This window comes from Pseudomonas sp. S1_G07, from assembly GCF_054668565.1.
Window position 1 is genome coordinate 223,338 of the sequence record NZ_CP162778.1, and the last position, 17,778, is coordinate 241,115.

Annotated in this window: 16 protein-coding genes and 1 pseudogene; 5 read left to right on the forward strand and 12 right to left on the reverse strand. The window is 62.3% G+C overall.

Annotated elements, in window-relative coordinates:
• Window positions 1–82: 82 nt before the first annotated feature.
• Entirely contained in the window at window positions 83–844 is a 762-nt protein-coding gene (locus tag AB4O05_RS00985; RefSeq protein WP_460133747.1) for a YdcF family protein, read from the reverse strand.
• Window positions 845–929: 85 nt separating this feature from the next.
• The gene (locus AB4O05_RS00990; protein WP_460133745.1) at window positions 930–1,262 is read right to left on the reverse strand and encodes a hypothetical protein; all 333 of its coding nucleotides are present in this window, start codon (window positions 1,260–1,262) and stop codon (window positions 930–932) included.
• 261 nt (window positions 1,263–1,523) lie between these two features.
• On the opposite strand from AB4O05_RS00990, the gene leuS reads away from it, so the two are divergent.
• The 5 genes from leuS to AB4O05_RS01015 all read left to right on the forward strand — a co-directional run bounded on the left by leuS (window position 1,524) and on the right by AB4O05_RS01015 (window position 7,662).
• Window positions 1,524–4,130 carry a leucine--tRNA ligase gene (gene leuS, locus AB4O05_RS00995; protein ID WP_460133744.1) on the forward strand — a complete coding sequence of 869 codons (2,607 nt, stop codon included), beginning with the start codon at window positions 1,524–1,526 and terminating at the stop codon, window positions 4,128–4,130.
• 88 nt (window positions 4,131–4,218) lie between these two features.
• The gene (locus AB4O05_RS01000; RefSeq protein ID WP_460133742.1) at window positions 4,219–4,824 is read left to right on the forward strand and encodes an LPS-assembly lipoprotein LptE; all 606 of its coding nucleotides are present in this window, start codon (window positions 4,219–4,221) and stop codon (window positions 4,822–4,824) included.
• A gap of 39 nt (window positions 4,825–4,863) precedes the next feature.
• Entirely contained in the window at window positions 4,864–5,901 is a 1,038-nt protein-coding gene (gene holA / locus AB4O05_RS01005) for a DNA polymerase III subunit delta (protein WP_460133740.1), read from the forward strand.
• A 209-nt stretch (window positions 5,902–6,110) separates the two neighbouring features.
• On the forward strand, window positions 6,111–6,275 hold the full coding sequence (gene arfA, locus AB4O05_RS01010; protein ID WP_003176285.1) for an alternative ribosome rescue factor ArfA: 165 nt from the start codon (window positions 6,111–6,113) through the stop codon (window positions 6,273–6,275).
• 61 nt (window positions 6,276–6,336) lie between these two features.
• Window positions 6,337–7,662, forward strand: a complete 1,326-nt coding sequence (locus tag AB4O05_RS01015; protein WP_460133738.1) for a lytic murein transglycosylase — start codon at window positions 6,337–6,339, stop codon at window positions 7,660–7,662.
• 108 nt (window positions 7,663–7,770) lie between these two features.
• Here AB4O05_RS01015 and AB4O05_RS01020 read toward each other — a convergent pair whose 3' ends face one another.
• The 10 genes and pseudogenes from AB4O05_RS01020 to rlmH all read right to left on the reverse strand — a co-directional run bounded on the left by AB4O05_RS01020 (window position 7,771) and on the right by rlmH (window position 17,769).
• On the reverse strand, window positions 7,771–8,700 hold the full coding sequence (locus AB4O05_RS01020; protein ID WP_460133736.1) for a S66 peptidase family protein: 930 nt from the start codon (window positions 8,698–8,700) through the stop codon (window positions 7,771–7,773).
• Between the two features lie 152 nt (window positions 8,701–8,852).
• Window positions 8,853–9,854, reverse strand: coding sequence for a lipoyl synthase (gene lipA, locus AB4O05_RS01025; RefSeq protein WP_169875998.1), 1,002 nt, complete (start codon window positions 9,852–9,854; stop codon window positions 8,853–8,855).
• Window positions 9,855–9,880: 26 nt separating this feature from the next.
• Window positions 9,881–10,528, reverse strand: a complete 648-nt coding sequence (lipB, locus tag AB4O05_RS01030) for a lipoyl(octanoyl) transferase LipB (RefSeq protein ID WP_460133734.1) — start codon at window positions 10,526–10,528, stop codon at window positions 9,881–9,883.
• Window positions 10,528–10,803: a DUF493 domain-containing protein gene (locus AB4O05_RS01035; RefSeq protein WP_460133732.1), complete on the reverse strand. Its 276-nt coding sequence runs from the start codon at window positions 10,801–10,803 to the stop codon at window positions 10,528–10,530. Before AB4O05_RS01035 ends, lipB begins: the two co-directional genes overlap by 1 nt.
• Before the next feature lie 85 nt (window positions 10,804–10,888).
• Window positions 10,889–12,046 carry a D-alanyl-D-alanine carboxypeptidase family protein gene (locus AB4O05_RS01040; protein WP_460133730.1) on the reverse strand — a complete coding sequence of 386 codons (1,158 nt, stop codon included), beginning with the start codon at window positions 12,044–12,046 and terminating at the stop codon, window positions 10,889–10,891.
• Between the two features lie 181 nt (window positions 12,047–12,227).
• Window positions 12,228–13,226 carry a septal ring lytic transglycosylase RlpA family protein gene (locus AB4O05_RS01045; RefSeq protein WP_460133728.1) on the reverse strand — a complete coding sequence of 333 codons (999 nt, stop codon included), beginning with the start codon at window positions 13,224–13,226 and terminating at the stop codon, window positions 12,228–12,230.
• Window positions 13,226–14,236, reverse strand: a complete 1,011-nt coding sequence (gene mltB, locus AB4O05_RS01050) for a lytic murein transglycosylase B (RefSeq protein WP_460133726.1) — start codon at window positions 14,234–14,236, stop codon at window positions 13,226–13,228. Before mltB ends, AB4O05_RS01045 begins: the two co-directional genes overlap by 1 nt.
• 17 nt (window positions 14,237–14,253) lie before the next feature.
• On the reverse strand, window positions 14,254–15,357 hold the full coding sequence (gene rodA, locus AB4O05_RS01055; RefSeq protein ID WP_050554003.1) for a rod shape-determining protein RodA: 1,104 nt from the start codon (window positions 15,355–15,357) through the stop codon (window positions 14,254–14,256).
• 31 nt (window positions 15,358–15,388) lie between these two features.
• A pseudogene (gene mrdA / locus AB4O05_RS01060) lies at window positions 15,389–17,286 on the reverse strand (penicillin-binding protein 2).
• Between the two features lie 15 nt (window positions 17,287–17,301).
• Window positions 17,302–17,769 carry a 23S rRNA (pseudouridine(1915)-N(3))-methyltransferase RlmH gene (gene rlmH / locus AB4O05_RS01065; protein WP_411391181.1) on the reverse strand — a complete coding sequence of 156 codons (468 nt, stop codon included), beginning with the start codon at window positions 17,767–17,769 and terminating at the stop codon, window positions 17,302–17,304.
• Window positions 17,770–17,778 lie beyond the last annotated feature (9 nt).

A 17,778-nucleotide genomic window follows, 5' to 3' on the forward strand; every position in this document is an offset into this window, starting at 1 on the left:
CGATGCAGACACCTCGTTGTAGTTTGTCGCATCGAGGTGATGCTATCGCAGGCAAGCCAGCGCCTACATTTGCCCTGCGGTGTTACCTATAGAACATCCGGTAACCCACCTGCCCCACCGCCTCGTTGATCAAGAACCCGCTCTGCCACACCGATTTGAACTCCGGCATCCAGCCGCCCAGCGGCCGAGCGTTGTCCACACCGAGGAAACCCACCGGGGCCGGTACCACCGTAAAACCGGCCTTTTCAAAACTCCACACCGAACGCGGCATGTGCCACGCCTGAGTCACCACCACCACGCGCTTGATCCCTTCGGGTAACAGGATCTCGGCGCTCATCTGGGCGTTTTCCCAGGTCGTGCGGCTGCGCTCTTCCTTCCAGCGCACCGTCACGCCGAAGTCATCCTGCATCGACACCGCCATCAGTTGCGCCTCGCTGGGCGGCGTGCCGTAGTGCAACCCACCCGTGGTCAGCACCGGCAACCCGGAGGCCTTGGCCAGGCGCGCGGCGTAACGCTGGCGCTCCAGGCCAAGGCCGGTGGGCTGGTCGGTGCCCCATGCCGGGTCACCGCGCTCACGCCCCGAGCCCAGCACCACGATTGCATCGGCGCGCTGAGCCAACGTCGACCAGTCTTCACGGGCCAATGGTGGCTCGGTCTCCAGGGCGCGGGCGCCCCATTCCACCATCACCGGCAAGCTGATCAACCACATGCCACCCAGGCCCAAGGCGAAGCAGCAGCCCGCCAGGCGCGGGCGACTGCGACGAAACCACCAGGCAAGAGCCAGCAGCAGCAAGAAAATGCCGGGCGGCAGGAGCAATTGTTTGATGAAATAACGAATAGGCATCGGGCACCTCAAAAAAGATGCCCGAAGCCTAAGGTGTAACGGGGTTCAGCGACAATCTTTACAATGCCCGACTCGATGGTTTTGCTCAGTGGGAAGTGAACGACTTGTAGCGAGCGGACCGGAAGGGTTCCGGGTCACGACTGGCCGGCAAGTCCTTGAGCCACACCACCTTGGCGGAGTGCGTGGGCGCCTTGGCTGGCGGGTTTGCCACACCAATAGGTGCACTGCACGTGTTACGTTCCAGGTAAGCCTTGATCAGTTCCAGCTCCGCGCGGCTCAACCCGCGCAGCTCCAACTCCACAGGCCGTTCATCACGCAATCGGCCTGCTGTCCTCGCTGCATCCAATGCACGACCCAATCGGTCGATCAGTCCTTCGTAGATGTCCGGTTTCGTTGCGGTTCGCTGCGATTCACCCATCCCCTCACCTCATTGAAGAAAGACTTGCTCCCCACTAAACAGCGTAGCCCCCGTGGCTGCGCCTGCCTGGCGCCGCGACAGACGGCCTCGACCACGCAATCAGGGTTTCCCTCGATAGAGTGGGGTCATGTATGCTACGGCGCTTCCTGTAACTCCACTTCCCGCAGGGTTTGGGCACGGACGCGGCGCTTTTTGGTGTCGATCTGCCCGGACAGTGCTCCGAAGAGGATTAGGCCACCCCTATCCAGTTCAAAAGTAGCCATGCACGAACACTACCAGCCCCGTGAAATAGAAAACGCCGCCCAAACTTTCTGGGACGAGCAAAAGTCCTTTGAAGTCAGTGAACAGCCGGGCAAGGAGACTTTCTACTGCCTGTCGATGTTCCCTTACCCCAGCGGCAAGCTACACATGGGGCACGTGCGCAACTACACCATCGGCGACGTGATTTCCCGCTACCAGCGCATGCAGGGCAAGAACGTCCTGCAACCCATGGGCTGGGACGCCTTCGGCATGCCGGCGGAAAACGCGGCGATGAAGAACAACGTGGCCCCCGCCAAGTGGACCTACGAAAACATCGCCTACATGAAAACCCAGCTGCGCAGCCTGGGCCTGGCGGTGGACTGGTCCCGCGAAGTGACCACCTGCAAGCCGGACTACTACCGCTGGGAACAATGGCTGTTCACTCGCCTGTTCGAAAAAGGCGTGATCTACAAAAAGAGCGGCACCGTGAACTGGGACCCGGTCGACCAGACCGTACTGGCCAACGAACAGGTGATCGACGGTCGCGGCTGGCGTTCCGGCGCGCTGATCGAAAAGCGCGAAATCCCGATGTACTACTTCAAGATCACCGCCTACGCCGATGAACTCTTGTCGAGCCTCGACGACTTGCCGGGCTGGCCTGAGCAGGTCAAGACCATGCAACGCAACTGGATCGGCAAATCCAAGGGCATGGAAGTGCAGTTCCCGTACAACGTCGATTCCATCGGCGAAGCGGGTGAGCTCAAGGTCTTTACCACCCGCCCGGACACCCTGATGGGCGCGACCTACGTCGCCGTGGCCGCCGAACACCCGCTGGCCACCCAGGCCGCGCAGAACAACCCCGAGCTGCAGGCCTTCATCGCCGAATGCAAAGGCGGCAGCGTGGCCGAAGCCGACGTCGCCACCCAGGAGAAAAAAGGCCTGCCGACCGGGCTGTTCGTCGAACACCCGTTGAGCGGTGAAAAACTCCCGGTGTGGGTCGCCAACTACGTGCTGATGCACTACGGCGATGGCGCTGTAATGGCAGTGCCGGCTCATGATGAGCGCGACTTCGAATTCGCCACCAAGTACAACCTGCCGATCAAGTCGGTAGTACGTACCAGCTCGGGCGACATCAACCCGGCCCCGTGGCAGGACGCCTACGGCGAGCACGGCACCCTGATCAACTCCGGTGAGTTCGACGGCCTGGACTTCCAGGGTGCCTTCGACGCCATCGAAGTGGCCCTGATCAAGAAAACCCTCGGTGCCTCGCGCACCCAGTTCCGCCTGCGCGACTGGGGCATCAGCCGCCAGCGCTACTGGGGCTGCCCGATCCCGATCATCCACTGCGACACCTGCGGTGACGTGCCGGTACCGGAAGACCAGTTGCCGGTCGTGCTGCCGGAAGACGTGGTGCCGGATGGCGCCGGTTCGCCCCTGGCGCGCATGCCCGAGTTCTACGAATGCAGCTGCCCGAAATGCGGCGCACCGGCCAAGCGTGAAACCGACACCATGGACACCTTTGTCGAGTCCTCGTGGTACTACGCCCGCTACGCCTCGCCGCACTATGAAGGCGGCCTGGTGGAAAAATCCGCGGCCGACCACTGGTTGCCGGTGGATCAGTATATCGGCGGTATCGAGCACGCCATTCTTCACCTGCTGTATGCGCGCTTCTTCCACAAGCTGATGCGCGACGAAGGCCTGGTGAGCTCCAACGAACCGTTCAAGAACCTGCTGACCCAGGGCATGGTGATCGCCGAGACTTACTATCGCCGCGAAGCCAATGGCGCCTACACCTGGTTCAACCCGGCGGACGTCGAACTCGAGCGCGACAGCAAAGCCAAAGTCATCAGCGCCAAGCTGATTGCCGATGGCCTGCCGGTGGAAATCGGCGGCACCGAGAAGATGGCCAAGTCGAAGAACAACGGCGTCGACCCTCAGTCGATGATCGACCAGTTCGGCGCCGACACCTGCCGCCTGTTCATGATGTTCGCCTCGCCGCCGGACATGAGCGCCGAATGGTCCGACTCCGGCGTCGAAGGTTCACACCGTTTCCTCAAGCGCGTCTGGCGCCTGGCGCATGCCCATGTCAGCCAGGGCCTGCCGGCCAAGCTGGATGTGGCGTCGTTGAGCGACGAGCAGAAAGCCATTCGCCGCAGCACCCACCTGGCCATCAAGCAAGCCAGCCAGGACGTGGGCCAGCACCACAAGTTCAACACCGCCATCGCCCAGGTGATGACACTGATGAACGTGCTGGAAAAAGCCCCGCAGGTTAACGAGCAGGACCGCGCTCTGCTGCAGGAAGGCCTGGAAACGGTCACCCTGCTGCTGGCTCCGATCACGCCGCACATCAGCCACGAGCTGTGGAGCCGTCTGGGCCACAGCGACGCAGTCATCGATGCGCGCTGGCCGGTACAGGATGACAGCGCACTGGTACAGGACACGCTGCAACTGGTGATCCAGGTCAACGGTAAACTGCGTGGCCAGATCGACATGCCGGCCAGCGCCAGCCGAGAGGAAGTCGAAGCGGCCGCACGCTGCAACGAAAACGTGCTGCGCTTCACCGAAGGCCTGACGATTCGCAAAGTGATCGTGGTGCCTGGCAAACTGGTCAATATCGTCGCTAGCTAATCGGATCGGGCGCGGGGCTCAAGCTCCGCGCCGAACAAAGCCTTCAGGGCCTCGATAAGGCCCACATGGTTTCAAGGGGAGCAACAAAATGATCAAACGCAACCTGCTGGTTATGGGCCTCGCCGTACTGCTGAGCGCTTGCGGCTTCCAGCTGCGCGGCACCGGTACCACCGACCTGACGATCAAGGAACTGGACGTCAGCGCCCGCGACGCCTACAGCGAAACCGTCACCCAGCTGCGCCAGGTCCTGGAAAACAGCGGTGTGCACGTCTACACCGGCGCGACCTACAAGCTGTTCCTGGCCAATGAAAAAGAAACCCAGCGCAGCCTGAGCTACGCCAGCGCCGGGCGTGCGTCCGATATCGAGCTGAGCAGCGAGCTGAACTTCGAAATCCAGGGCCGTGACCACCTGCCATTGATGGGTGACAAGATCCAGGTGCAGAAAATCGTCAGCCACGACGGCAACAACCTGGTGGGCTCGGATTCCGAAATCATCCAGGTGCGCAAGGAAATGCGCCGCGACCTGGTGCAACGCATGGTCCTGCGCCTCTCGATGCTGACCCCGGAAAAGCTCGAGACCTTGCAGCAAGCCGCTGACAGCAAGGCCAAGGCCGAGGCCGACGCGCTGAAAGCCGCGCAAGAGTACGAAGACAACACGCCGAAACAATCGCCTGTTGAAGTCCCTGTCGAGTAAGCCACACGGGGCGCCCCAGGCGCCCCGTTTGCCCTGCCTATGAAACTCGCACCCGCTCAACTCGCCAAACACCTGCAAGGTGGCCTCGCGCCGATCTACATTGTCAGCGGTGATGACCCGCTGCTGTGCCAGGAAGCCGCAGACGCCATTCGCAATGCCGCCCGCCAGCAAGGCTTCGACGAACGCCAGGTATTCAGCGCCGACGCCAGTTTCGACTGGGGCACGCTGCTGCAGGCCGGCGCGAGCATGTCGCTGTTCGCCGAAAAACGCCTGCTGGAACTGCGCCTGCCCTCGGGCAAGCCCGGAGACAAGGGCGCGGCGGCCTTGATGGAATACTGCTCGCGGCCCGCCGAAGATACGCTGTTGCTGATCAGCCTGCCCAAGCTCGACGGCAGCGCGCAGAAAACCAAGTGGGGCAAGGCCCTGGTGGAAGGGACACAGACCCAGTTCATCCAGATATGGCCAGTGGACAGCAGCCAGCTGCCCCAGTGGATTCGCCAGCGCCTGTCCCAGTCGGGGCTGTCGGCCACCCAGGACGCCGTTGAACTGATCGCCGCGCGGGTCGAAGGCAACCTGCTTGCCGCTGCCCAGGAAATCGAAAAGCTCAAGCTGATGGCCGAGGACGGGCAGATCACCGTCGAGACCGTCCAGGGGGCAGTGGCAGACAGTGCGCGCTTTGACGTGTTCGGGCTAGTGGATGCAATCCTCAACGGCGAACCCGCTCACGCCTTGCGCATGCTTGAAGGCTTGCGCGGCGAAGGCGTGGAGCCTCCGGTGATTCTCTGGGCCCTGGCCCGGGAACTGCGGGTGCTGGCCAATATTGCCCTGCAATACAGCCAGGGGACGCCGCTGGATAAATGCTTCAGCCAGGCGCGACCGCCGGTATGGGACAAGCGCAAGCCCCTGATGAGCAAAGCCCTGCAACGCCACTCAGCGCAACGCTGGGCGCAGCTGTTGCTGGAAGCGCAGCGCATTGATGCACAGATCAAGGGCCAGGCGGCCGGGTCGCCATGGATGAGCCTCAGCCGTTTGTCGCTGTTGATGGCCGGTCAGCGCCTGGCATTACCCGCCGAATAACCCTCCCCCGCAGGAGCGAGCTTGCTCGCGAAAAACACAAGGTCACTGCGTTCGTCCAGGATGCATGCGTTATCGTTAACGAGCTTCGCGAGCAAGCTCGCTCCTACAGGGGATAGGGGTTGTTGCCGACAATGTGCCGGGCTTTACAGCCGTGCAACTTAGGCCGATGATTTGCACCGCTGCACCCCACCCCCACGAGAGTCACGACCATGAGCAAAAAGCCATCCAAGCATGGCCCCAACAAGGCCAAATCCATCATCGCCCAGCCACTGTTCCGCAGCCGTCAGGAACGCGCCGGCAAGGGCAAAGGCAGCTACCGCCGCGAAGCCTTCCAGTCTAATAGCTGGGAGGCTTCTTACTTTCTGGCCGCCTGAAGGCAAGCGCCCCTCCGGCATGATAAGGTCTATACCTGATTTGTAATCCCTGGACCTGTGCATGCCCTCTCGTCTTTCCCGTCATTGGCACTTTCGCCAATTGATCGCTGCCTCCAGCCTCATTCTGCTTGTCGCCTGCGCGGAAAAACCTACCGCCGCGGACGCCCAACCACTGCCAAAGCTCCAGACCGCACCGGCGGTCGCCCCCGCTGTGGTGCCCCCACTGGCCGTGGACAACCTGGATATCCAGCCCACCCAGACCTTTGCCGAATGGCAGGCCGGTTTCCGCACGGATGCCCTCAAAGCCGGGATTACCCCAGCCGTCTTCGATAACGCTTTCGCCAACGTCACCCCGGATATGGCGGTGATTCGTGCCGACCGCAGCCAGCCGGAGTTTTCGCGCCCGGTATGGGAATACCTCGATGGCGCCCTGTCGCCTCTGCGCGTGCGTAATGGCCAGACCCTGCTGATCAAGTACGCTGACATCCTGCAGAGTATCGAACAACGCTATGGCGTCGACCGCCAGGCGCTGGTGTCGGTGTGGGGCATGGAGAGTAACTTCGGCCAGTTCCAGGGCAATAACTCGGTAATCCGCTCCCTCGCCACCCTGGCCTACGAAGGGCGTCGCCCGGCCTTTGCCCAGGCGCAGTTGCTGGCCGCGTTGCAGATCATCCAGCACGGCGATATCGCGGCCGATCAGATGAAGGGCTCCTGGGCCGGCGCCATGGGCCAGACCCAATTTATCCCGACCACCTACAACACCCACGCCGTAGACTTCGATGGCGACGGTCGCCGCGATATCTGGAACAGCCCGTCCGATGCACTGGCCTCCACCGCGCACTACCTGCAAAGCTCCGGCTGGCAGAAAGGCCAGCCGTGGGGCTTCGAAGTGAAACAACTGCCGGCGAACTTCGATTACGCCCTGGCCGACGGTGGCATCCGCAAGAGCGTCGCCGAGTGGCTGAAACTGGGCATCCAGCTGCCACCCGGGGCAAGCATGCCAGCCAACGTCGACCAACTGTCCGCCGCCCTGCTGCTGCCCGCGGGCTACCGTGGTCCGGCGTTCCTGGTGCTGGATAACTTCCGCGCGATCCTCAAGTACAACAACTCGTCGTCCTACGCTTTGGCGGTCGGCCTGCTGTCGGAACGGTTTGGCGGCGGTGGTGTGATTCGCGGCGATTGGCCGAAGGATGAACTGCCGCTCAGTCGCTCACAGCGCATTGATCTGCAAACGGCGCTGAACGCCAATGGATATGACGCGGGCAACCCGGACGGGATTATCGGCGCCAACACGCGCAAGGCGATTCGTGCGGCGCAGCAGGCGCTGAGCTGGCCGGCGGATGGGTATCCGACGGTGAAACTGCTGGAATCGCTGCAGAACCGCTAGGTCTGCTTATGGCGGCCGGCGCTATCGCAGGCAAGCCCAGCTTGCACATTTGGAATGCATTCCCTGTGGGAGCTGGCTTGCCTGCGATGACAGCATCACAGGCGAGAACTACTTAAAGACTACCTCCTGCTCCAGCACCACCCGCTGCTCCCCCGCATCCAGCCGCACCACCGCGCCCATCGGCATCGTCAGGTTCGGATCGCAATGCCCACTGCGCCAACCGGACAACACCGGAATGCACAGGGGCTCGAAGGTCTGTTTCAACAAGCGTTCCAGTGCAATGTTATCCACACCCGCTACATCCCCGACCAGCACACCGACCACCTGCGCCAGCTTGCCGGCCAGGCGCAGGTGCGTGAGCAGGCGGTCGATGCGGTAGATCGGCTCGTTGACGTCCTCGATAAACAGAATGATGCCTTCGGCGTCAATTTCATAAGGCGTGCCCATCACCGCCGCAATCATCGACAGGTTGCCCCCCAGCAAACGCCCACAGGCGATGCCCGGTTCAATCGTAGTCAATGGGTAGACCGCCGGGTGCGCGAGCACGCTGCCGGCACCGAGCTGGCCACGCAGCAGACTGAACAGGGATGACTCGGTGGGGGGCTGCTTGTCGCCGAGCAGGTCGGCATTGAGCATCGGGCCGTGGAAGGTCACGAAGCCGGCGTAACGGCTGATCGCCAGGTGCAGCGCGGTGATGTCGCTGTAGCCCACGAACGGCTTGGGGTTGGCGCGGATCAGATCAAAATCGAGCGCATCCAGCAAACGAGGAGTGCCGTAGCCGCCCCGCAGGCAGAAGATGGCATCGATTTCAGGGTTGGCGAAAGCGGCGTGCAGGTCGCGCAGGCGCACTTCATCGCTGCCGGCGAGGTAGCCGTCGCGCTCATAGACACCGGGAAAAATTCGCAGGTCGTAGCCGCGGTTATGCATCCATTGGCCGGCTTTTTCGACATCCAGCGCGGCGGGGCCGGCGGGGGCGATCAGGGCGATGGTGCCTTCAGCACACAATGCGGGTACGGCAGCGCTCGATCCAGTGGTCATCCGTGCTCTTCCTATGTGTAACGCAGAAGCAAATGTGGGAGCGGGCTTGCTCGCGAAAGCGGTGGATCAACCAATGAATCCGTTGACTGACACCGCGCTTTCGCGAGCAAACCCGCTCCCACCCTGGATCTGCGGCGTCGCGCAGATTCCCATCAGGAAATCAGGCTTGCCTTGACCAGCTTGGCCTGTTCATCGGCGTGGTACGAGGAACGTACCAGCGGACCCGAGGCGACGTTCTTGAAGCCCATCTTGTAGCCTTCCTCGGCGAACCAGGCGAAGGTGTCCGGGTGCACGAAACGCTGCACCGGCAAGTGGCTGCGCGATGGTTGCAGGTACTGGCCCAGAGTCAGCATGTCGATGTCGTGTTCGCGCATGCGCTTCATGACTTCGATCACTTCTTCGTCGGTTTCGCCCAGGCCCAGCATCAGGCCGGATTTGGTCGGAATGTGCGGCATCATCTGCTTGAATTTCTGCAGCAGGGTCAGCGACCACTGGTAGTCCGAACCCGGACGCGCAGCCTTGTACAAACGTGGCACGGTTTCCAGGTTGTGGTTGAACACGTCCGGCGGCTCGGCGGCAGTGATTTCCAGCGCCACGTCCATACGGCCACGGTAGTCGGGCACCAGGGTTTCGAGCATCACGTTCGGCGACAGCTTGCGGATTTCGCGGATGCAGTCGGCAAAGTGCTGGGCACCGCCGTCACGCAGGTCGTCGCGGTCAACCGAGGTGATCACCACGTATTTGAGTTTCAGGTCGGCGATGGCGATGGCCAGGCTTTCCGGCTCGTTGACGTCCAGTGGCTTCGGACGGCCGTGGCCCACGTCACAGAACGGGCAACGACGGGTGCAGATGTCACCCATGATCATGAAGGTGGCGGTGCCGCCGGAGAAGCATTCGCCGAGGTTCGGGCAGGAAGCTTCTTCGCACACGCTGTGCAGCTTGTGTTTGCGCAGCAGGGCCTTGATACGGTCGACTTCCGGCGAGACCGGGATGCGCACGCGAATCCAGTCGGGCTTTTTCGGCAGTTCGGTGGTCGGAATGATCTTCACCGGGATGCGTGCAACCTTCTCGGCGCCGCGCAGCTTGACGCCGGCTTCCACCTTGGCACGCGGGGCCGGGGCCGGACGCTCGGTAACGTCCAGCGTCGGGATCATGGTTTGCACTGCATCAGTAGTCATAATCAGTCGATTCCGCCCGTGAGGGTCGTCTGCTCAGCATAGTCGAGGTGTTTGACGAGCTGCGCACGCAACCGGGCACTTACCTCGGCAAATTTAATCGGTGCAGCGTGGTCGCTCAGTTGTGTCATGGCCAACCCGGCATAGCCACACGGGTTGATCCGCCGGAACGGGGCCAGGTCCATGTCCACATTCAGGGCCAGGCCATGAAAGGAACAACCATGGCGGATCCGCAGCCCCAGGGAGGCGATTTTCGCGCCGTCGACATACACACCCGGTGCATCCGGCTTGGCCACGGCGGTTACGCCATAACTGGCCAGCAGTTCGATCAGGCACGCCTCCATGCGGCTCACCAGATCTCGCACGCCAAAGCCCAGCTTGCGCACGTCCAGCAGCAGATACGCCACCAGTTGACCGGGCCCATGGTAAGTCACTTGACCACCTCGGTCGACCTGCACCACCGGAATATCCCCCGGAAGCAGCAGATGCTCAGCCTTGCCGGCCTGCCCCTGGGTGAACACCGGCGGGTGCTCCACCAGCCAGATCTCATCGGGGGCCGCGGTGCCGCGCTCGTTGGTGAACCGCTGCATGGCGTGCCAGACCGGCTCGTAAGCCATCTGGCCGAGCTCGCGAAAGCCCAGGACCTGTGACATCACAGCACCATGTGCACGAAGCCGGTAGCCCGCAGTTCGCTGTTGATGTCGTAGAGCTGGTCTTGACCGGTCGCAACAATGTGCAACTGGATCGTGGTGTATTTACCGTTGGTACTGGAACGCTCGTCCACACGCTCGTCGTTGATCGTGGCGTGTTTACGCACGATACCGATGATCTTGTCTCTGTTGCCTGCACCGGTATCGCTGATCACCTTGACGGGATAATCCGTCACCGGGAATTCGATCTTTGGCGCCTTTACTTCGTTATCGGTCATGGCAGAACGGCCTCGTAAGCGGTAAGCCGTGGCGACGGGCAAAGCCCCGCGTCGGGTCAACGCGGGGCTTTGCAGGTGCACACAATCAGTTGAACAAGCCGTAGAAGAATAGACGGATGCTATCCCACACGCGGCGGAAGATACCACCTTCGTCGACGGCGTCCAGCGCGATCAGGTCGGCGCTGTGCACCACCTTGTCGTCCAGTTTCACTTCGACTTTACCGATCACGTCACCCTTGGCGATGGGCGCGACCAATTGCGGGTTCATGGTCATGCTGGCAGCGAGCTTTTTCAGCTGGCCTTTAGGCATGGTCAGGGTCAGGTCTTCAGCCAGGCCGGCCTTGACTTGCGAGGTTGCGCCTTTCCACACTGGCGCGGTCGCAAGCTCGGCACCCTTCTGGTAGAAGGTCTGGGTTTCGAAGAAACGGAAACCGTAGGTCAGCAGCTTTTGCGTCTCGGCCGCACGGGCCTGCTCGCTGTTGGTGCCAAAGACCACGGCGATCAGGCGCTGGCCGTCACGTACGGCGGATGACACCATGCAGTAGCCAGCTTCTTCGGTGTGGCCGGTTTTCAGACCGTCGACGGTCTTGTCGCGCCACAGCAGCAGGTTGCGGTTCGGCTGCTTGATGTTGTTCCAGAAGAATTCCTTCTGGGAGTAGATCGCGTAGTGCACCGGGTCGACACGGATGATCGCGCGCGCCAGCAGTGCCATGTCGTGGGCCGACGAGTAGTGCTCAGGGTTCGGCAGGCCGGTCGGGTTCATGAAGTGGCTGTTGGTCATGCCCAGGTCGCCGGCGGTCTTGTTCATCATGTCGGCGAAGGCGTCTTCGCTGCCGGCGATGTGCTCGGCCAGGGCGACGCTGGCGTCGTTGCCGGACTGGATGATGATGCCGTGCAGCAGGTCACTGACGGTAACTTGCGAGCCCACCTTGATGAACATCCGCGAACCGCCGGTGCGCCAGGCGTTTTCGCTGACGGTCACAGGGTCGTTCTCGCCGATCTGGCCGCGACGGATTTCCAGGGTGGCAATGTAGGCGGTCATCAGCTTGGTCAGGCTGGCCGGTGGCAGGCGCTGGTCACCGTTGTTTTCGACCAGCACGTTACCGCTGGCGGCGTCCATGAGGACCCAGGACTTGGCCGCCAGCTGCGGGGAAGCCGGCACCATCTCAACCGCCCAGGCGGCCGGGGTAATGATCAGCGAAAGAAGCAGGCACGTACGTTTGGCTAAGGTGGTGATGTTCATCCGTCTCTCGAAATTGCTTATGGAAACTTGCCCGCGCGGGCAAAACTTATTCAGACAGCCCGCTACCAGACTGTCACATGTTCGGTTGCCCGCTCACCCCTTGCCCCTGGGTTTTATTGTTCAACGAGCCAACAACCTGGGTTCACGCCCGCGAACGGGCCTGAACCATCAATCCTTACGTTTATTCTGCGGTGACCACGCTCGGTTGCCCCAGATTGGCCAGGCGCACGCTGTTCTGCACTTGCGCAACCTCGCTCGGCGAGCTGATCGGGCCCATGCGCACACGGTGCAGGGTTTGCTGGTTACGCACGATCGAGCTGATAAATACCGGCGCGCTGACCATGCCGCTGAGCTTGGACCTTAACAGTTCTGCCGCATCCGGGTTGGCGAAAGCGCCCACCTGCAGGTATTGCCCGCCCACTGTCGAGCCCCCCGGCGCCGCATGCGGCACCACGACGGTGTCCGGGGCGTGCTGCGCCGGTGGCGGTGTCCACTGCTCGATCTTGCCGGCCGACGCGGTCACTTGCGGTTGTGGCGTGCGCGGCTCGTTAAGCATCAACGGCGCCGGCTTGCCACGCTGGGCCCAGTACTGCGCAGGGTCGATACCTTCGACCTTGACCCGCGCGGTACCGGTTTCGGCATAGCCGAGTTTTTTCGCCGCCGCATAGGACAAGTCGATGATGCGGTCCGAATAGAACGGCCCACGGTCGTTGACCCGCAGGATCACGGTGCGATTGTTGTCCAGGTTGGTCACCCGTACATAACTGGGCAACGGCAACGTCTTATGGGCCGCGCTCATGCCGTACAGGTCATACACTTCGCCGTTGGCGGTGTTCTGGCCGTGGAACTTGGTGCCATACCAGGACGCCGTGCCCGATTGCACGTAGGTCTTGGAGTCCTGCAACGGGAAATAGGTCTTGCCCAGCACGGTGTAGGGGTTGGCCTTGTACGCACCGGTGTGCAGGGTTGGCGTGGCATCCGGGATCTTCGATACGTCGACATCCCACCACGGCGCGCCATCTTTGTGCGCGCGGTTGATATCCAGGCCAGGCTGGGAACGTACAACCGTGCCGCCGGACTTCTGCGCCGGGCCACGGCTGGTGGAGCAACTGACAACCAGCAAGGACAACGCGGCGAGCGCCACCAGCTTGAGCGGTTGATTGAACGGCGATGCCCGCATTACTTGTTGCCCCGTGCTTGGACCAGCATGTCTGACAGCTGATGCACGGCCATGGCGTACATCACACTGCGGTTATAACGCGTGATTGCGTAGAAATTCTTCAGGCCCATCCAGTATTCCGGGCCATTTTCGCCTTCCAGGCGGAACGCCGTGACCGGCGTATCGTCGCGTGGCGCATTCTGACTCGACCAGCCCAGGGCCCGCAACTCCCCGACCGTCTTGGCCGGCTCGATGCCTTGGGTCAGGCCTTCATCAGCGCGGTCCCCGGCGACATCGGCGCGGACCACCACCGGTTCGCCCGCCACCCAGCCATGGCGCTTGAAGTAGCTGGCCACGCTGCCGATGGCATCGTCGGGGTTGCTCCAGATATTGATATGCCCGTCACCGTCGAAGTCCACGGCGTACGCGCGAAAGCTGCTCGGCATGAACTGCGGCAGGCCCATCGCGCCGGCGTAGGAGCCCTTGAGGGTCAGGGGGTCGACCTGCTCTTCGCGGGCCAACAGCAGGAACTCGCGCAGCTCCTTGCGGAAGAAGTCGGCGCGCGGCGGGTAATCGAAGCCCAGGGTCGACAAGGCGTCGATCACCCGGTAACTGCCGGTATTGCGCCCGTAGAAGGTTTCAATGCCGATGATCGCGACAATCACTTGCGCCGGCACACCGTATTCCTGCTCGGCGCGCGCCAGTACGGCCTCGTGCTGGCGCCAGAAGTCGACACCTCGGGCCACGCGGGCGTCGGTGAGGAACATCGGGCGATATTCTTTCCATTGTTTTACGCGTTCGGCAGGGCGGGAAATGGCGTCGAGGATCGCCTGCTTGCGCCGGGCTTCACGAAACACGCCCATCAGTTGCTCACCGGCGAAACCATAGTCGCGGGTCATTTCACCGACAAATTCGGCGACCTGGGGTGAACCATCGTAGTCACCGGCCAGCACCTCCTGCGTTGCTCCCAGCAGCCCGATCAGGCCCATCCAGGACGCATGCCGAGTCACCCAGCCGCGCATTACTTGCATTGACATCTTCACCTTATTCAAACCTGTGCGATCCACTTGCGATGCGTATGAATCGACATCAAAACCCCAAACGCTGACAGCAATGTCACCAGCGAAGTTCCGCCGTAGCTAATGAAAGGCAACGGCACCCCAACTACCGGCAACAGGCCACTGACCATACCGATGTTGACGAAAACGTAAACAAAAAAAGTCATCGTCAGGCTGCCGGCGAGCAATTTGCCGAACAGCGTCTGCGCCTGGGCGGTGATCACCAGACCGCGCCCGATCAGCAGCAGATAGATCAGCAACAGCGCGCAGATGCCCACCAGGCCGAACTCTTCGCCCAGCACCGCAATAATGAAGTCGGTGTGGCTCTCGGGCAAAAAGTCCAGATGCGACTGAGTGCCCAGTAACCAGCCCTTGCCAAATACACCGCCGGAGCCGATGGCGGCCTTCGACTGGATAATGTTCCAGCCGGTGCCCAGCGGGTCGCTCTCGGGGTCGAGGAAGGTGAGGATCCGCTGCTTCTGGTAGTCGTGCATGAAGAAGAACCACATGGCCACCGCCACGGGGACGGCCGCCGCCAGCACGCTGAGGATCCAGCGCCAGCGTAGACCGCCCATGAACAGCACGAACGCACCGCCCGCCAGGATCAGCAGCGAGGTGCCAAGGTCCGGCTGGCGCACGATCAGGACAAACGGCACGCCGATCAGGATCAGGCTGATCCCCACATGCTTGAGCTGCGGTGGCAAGGTGCGCTTGGACAGGTACCAGGCGATGGTGGCCGGCATCAGGATCTTCATGAATTCCGACGGCTGGAAGCGAATCACCCCTGGAATGTTGATCCAGCGGGTCGCGCCCATGGCGTTGTGGCCCATCACGTCCACCACCACCAGCAGCAACACGCCGGCGACGTAACCCAGCGGTACCCAGCGCGCCATGAACCGCGGCTCCAGCTGGGCAATCACCACCATCGACAACAGGCCCAGGCCGAACGAGGACGCCTGCTTGATCAGCAGGTCCCAGTTCTTGCCGCTGGCCGAATACAGCACGAACAGGCTGCCGGCGGCCAGGGTCAGCAGCAGGATCAGCAAAGGGCCATCGATGTGCATGCGCTGCAGCAACGTCGCCCGGCGGCGCATCACATCCTCGCTGGAGAGGATGCGGTCAAAATTACTCTTCACTGGCCGTAACCTCGGTGCTTGAAGGGGGCCGCCATATTCGGGCTTGAGCCGGCCGTCGTCGGCCAGCAACCAGGCGTCCATCACCTGGCGCACCACCGGCGCGGCAACGCCGGAGCCGGATTCGCCGTTTTCGACCATCACCGCCACCACGATTTTCGGGTCGTCCGCCGGGGCAAAGCCGACAAACAAGGCGTGGTCGCGGTGGCGTTCCTGAACCTTGGAGCGGTCATATTTCTCGCCCTGCTTGATCGCGACCACCTGGGCGGTACCGCTCTTGCCGGCAATGCGGTATTGCGCGCCGATCGCCGCCTTGCGCGCAGTGCCACGGGCGCCGTGCATCACCTGCTGCATGCCGTGGTTGACCTTGGTCCAGTCCGACGGGTCGCGCAGCACGATGTCTGGAATCGGGTTGTTATCCACTGGCTTTTCGCCTTCGATGGTCCTGGCCAGGTGCGGGCGATTCCAGATGCCTTTGTTGGCCACCAGCGCGGTCGCCTGGGCCAGTTGCAACGGCGTGGCCTGCATATAGCCCTGGCCGATCCCGAGGATCAGGGTTTCGCCCGGGAACCAGGCCTGGCGGCGGGTCGCGCGTTTCCATTCCCGCGAGGGCATCAGGCCAGGGGACTCTTCGAACATATCCAGGGACACTTTCTGCCCCAGGCCGAACTTGCCCATATAGGCGGACAAGCGGTCAATCCCCAGCTTGTGGGCCAGGTCATAGAAGTAGGTGTCGTTGGATCGCATGATCGCGGTGTCCAGGTCGACATAGCCGTCACCGGTGCGGTTCCAGTTACGGTATTTGTGATCGTAGTTGGGCAGCATGTAGTAGCCGGGGTCGAACACCCGGCTGGAGGCCGTGACCACGCCCGCGTCCAGCCCGGCGATTGCCACCGCCGGTTTGATCGTCGAACCGGGCGGGTACAGGCCGCGCAGCACACGGTTGAACAGTGGCCGGTCGATGGAGTCACGCAGCTCGGCGTAGGCCTTGAAGCTGATCCCGGTCACGAACAGGTTGGGGTCGAAACTCGGCTGGCTGACCATCGCCAGCACTTCGCCGGTCTTCGGGTCCAGGGCGACCACGGCGCCGCGCCGCCCGCCCAATGCCATCTCGGCCGCTTCCTGCAACTTGATGTCCAGGCTCAGCACAATGTCTTTGCCCGGTATCGGGTCGGTACGCTTGAGCACCCGCAGTACACGGCCGCGAGCGTTGGTCTCGACTTCTTCGTAACCCACCTGGCCGTGCAACTCGGGCTCGTAGAAACGCTCGATACCGGTCTTGCCAATATGATGGGTGCCACTGTAGTTGACGGGATCGAGGCTTTTCAGCTCTTTCTCGTTGATCCGCCCCATGTAGCCGACGGAGTGCGCAAAGTGCGGCCCTTGCGGGTAATGGCGGACCAACTGCGCCACCACTTCCACGCCCGGCAGGCGGAACTGGTTCACCGCGATTCGCGCGATCTGCTCCTCGGTCAGCTCGAACAGGATCGGCACCGGCTCGAAAGGTCGACGCCCCTGCCTCATACGCTTTTCAAAGATGACCCGGTCTTCCGGGGTCAGCTGCAACACCTCGACGATCACATCGAGGACCTGCTGCCAATCGCCGGAACGTTCGCGGGTCATGCTCAGGCTGAAGCTGGGACGGTTATCCGCGACGACCACGCCATTACGGTCGAAGATCAGCCCACGGGTCGGCGGAATCGGCTGCACATGCACCCGGTTGTTTTCCGACAGCGTGGAGTGATAGTCGTACTGGATCACCTGCAGGAAATACAGGCGCGCAATCAGCACCCCGATCAACGCCACCACCATGATCGCGCCAAACACCACGCGCGCGCGTACCAGACGTGCGTCTTTCTCGTGGTCCTTGATGCGGATCGGCTGAGTCATCGGGAGGGGCGCAGACTATTTGTGGTAAGGGTGCCCGGACAGAACTGTCCAGGCGCGATACAGCTGTTCACCGATCAGGATCCTTACCAACGGGTGCGGCAGCGTCAGCGCCGACAACGACCAGCGCTGGTCCGCCCGCGCGCAGACTTCCGGCGCCAGCCCTTCCGGGCCGCCCACCATGAAGTTGACGGTGCGCGAGTCCAGGCGCCAGCGGTCCAGCTCCACCGCCAACTGCTCGGTGCTCCAGGGCTTGCCGTGCACTTCGAGGGTGACGATACGCTCATTGGGGCCGACCTTGGCCAGCATGGCTTCGCCTTCCTGACGGATAAAGCGTGCCACATCGGCATTCTTGCCCCGGGTGTTAAGCGGTATTTCCACCAGCTCAAGCGCCAGCTCGGCGGGCAGACGCTTGGCATACTCGTGCCAGCCTTCTTCCACCCACTTGGGCATGCGTGAACCGACAGCGATCAGACGCAGGCGCACAGCCGTTCC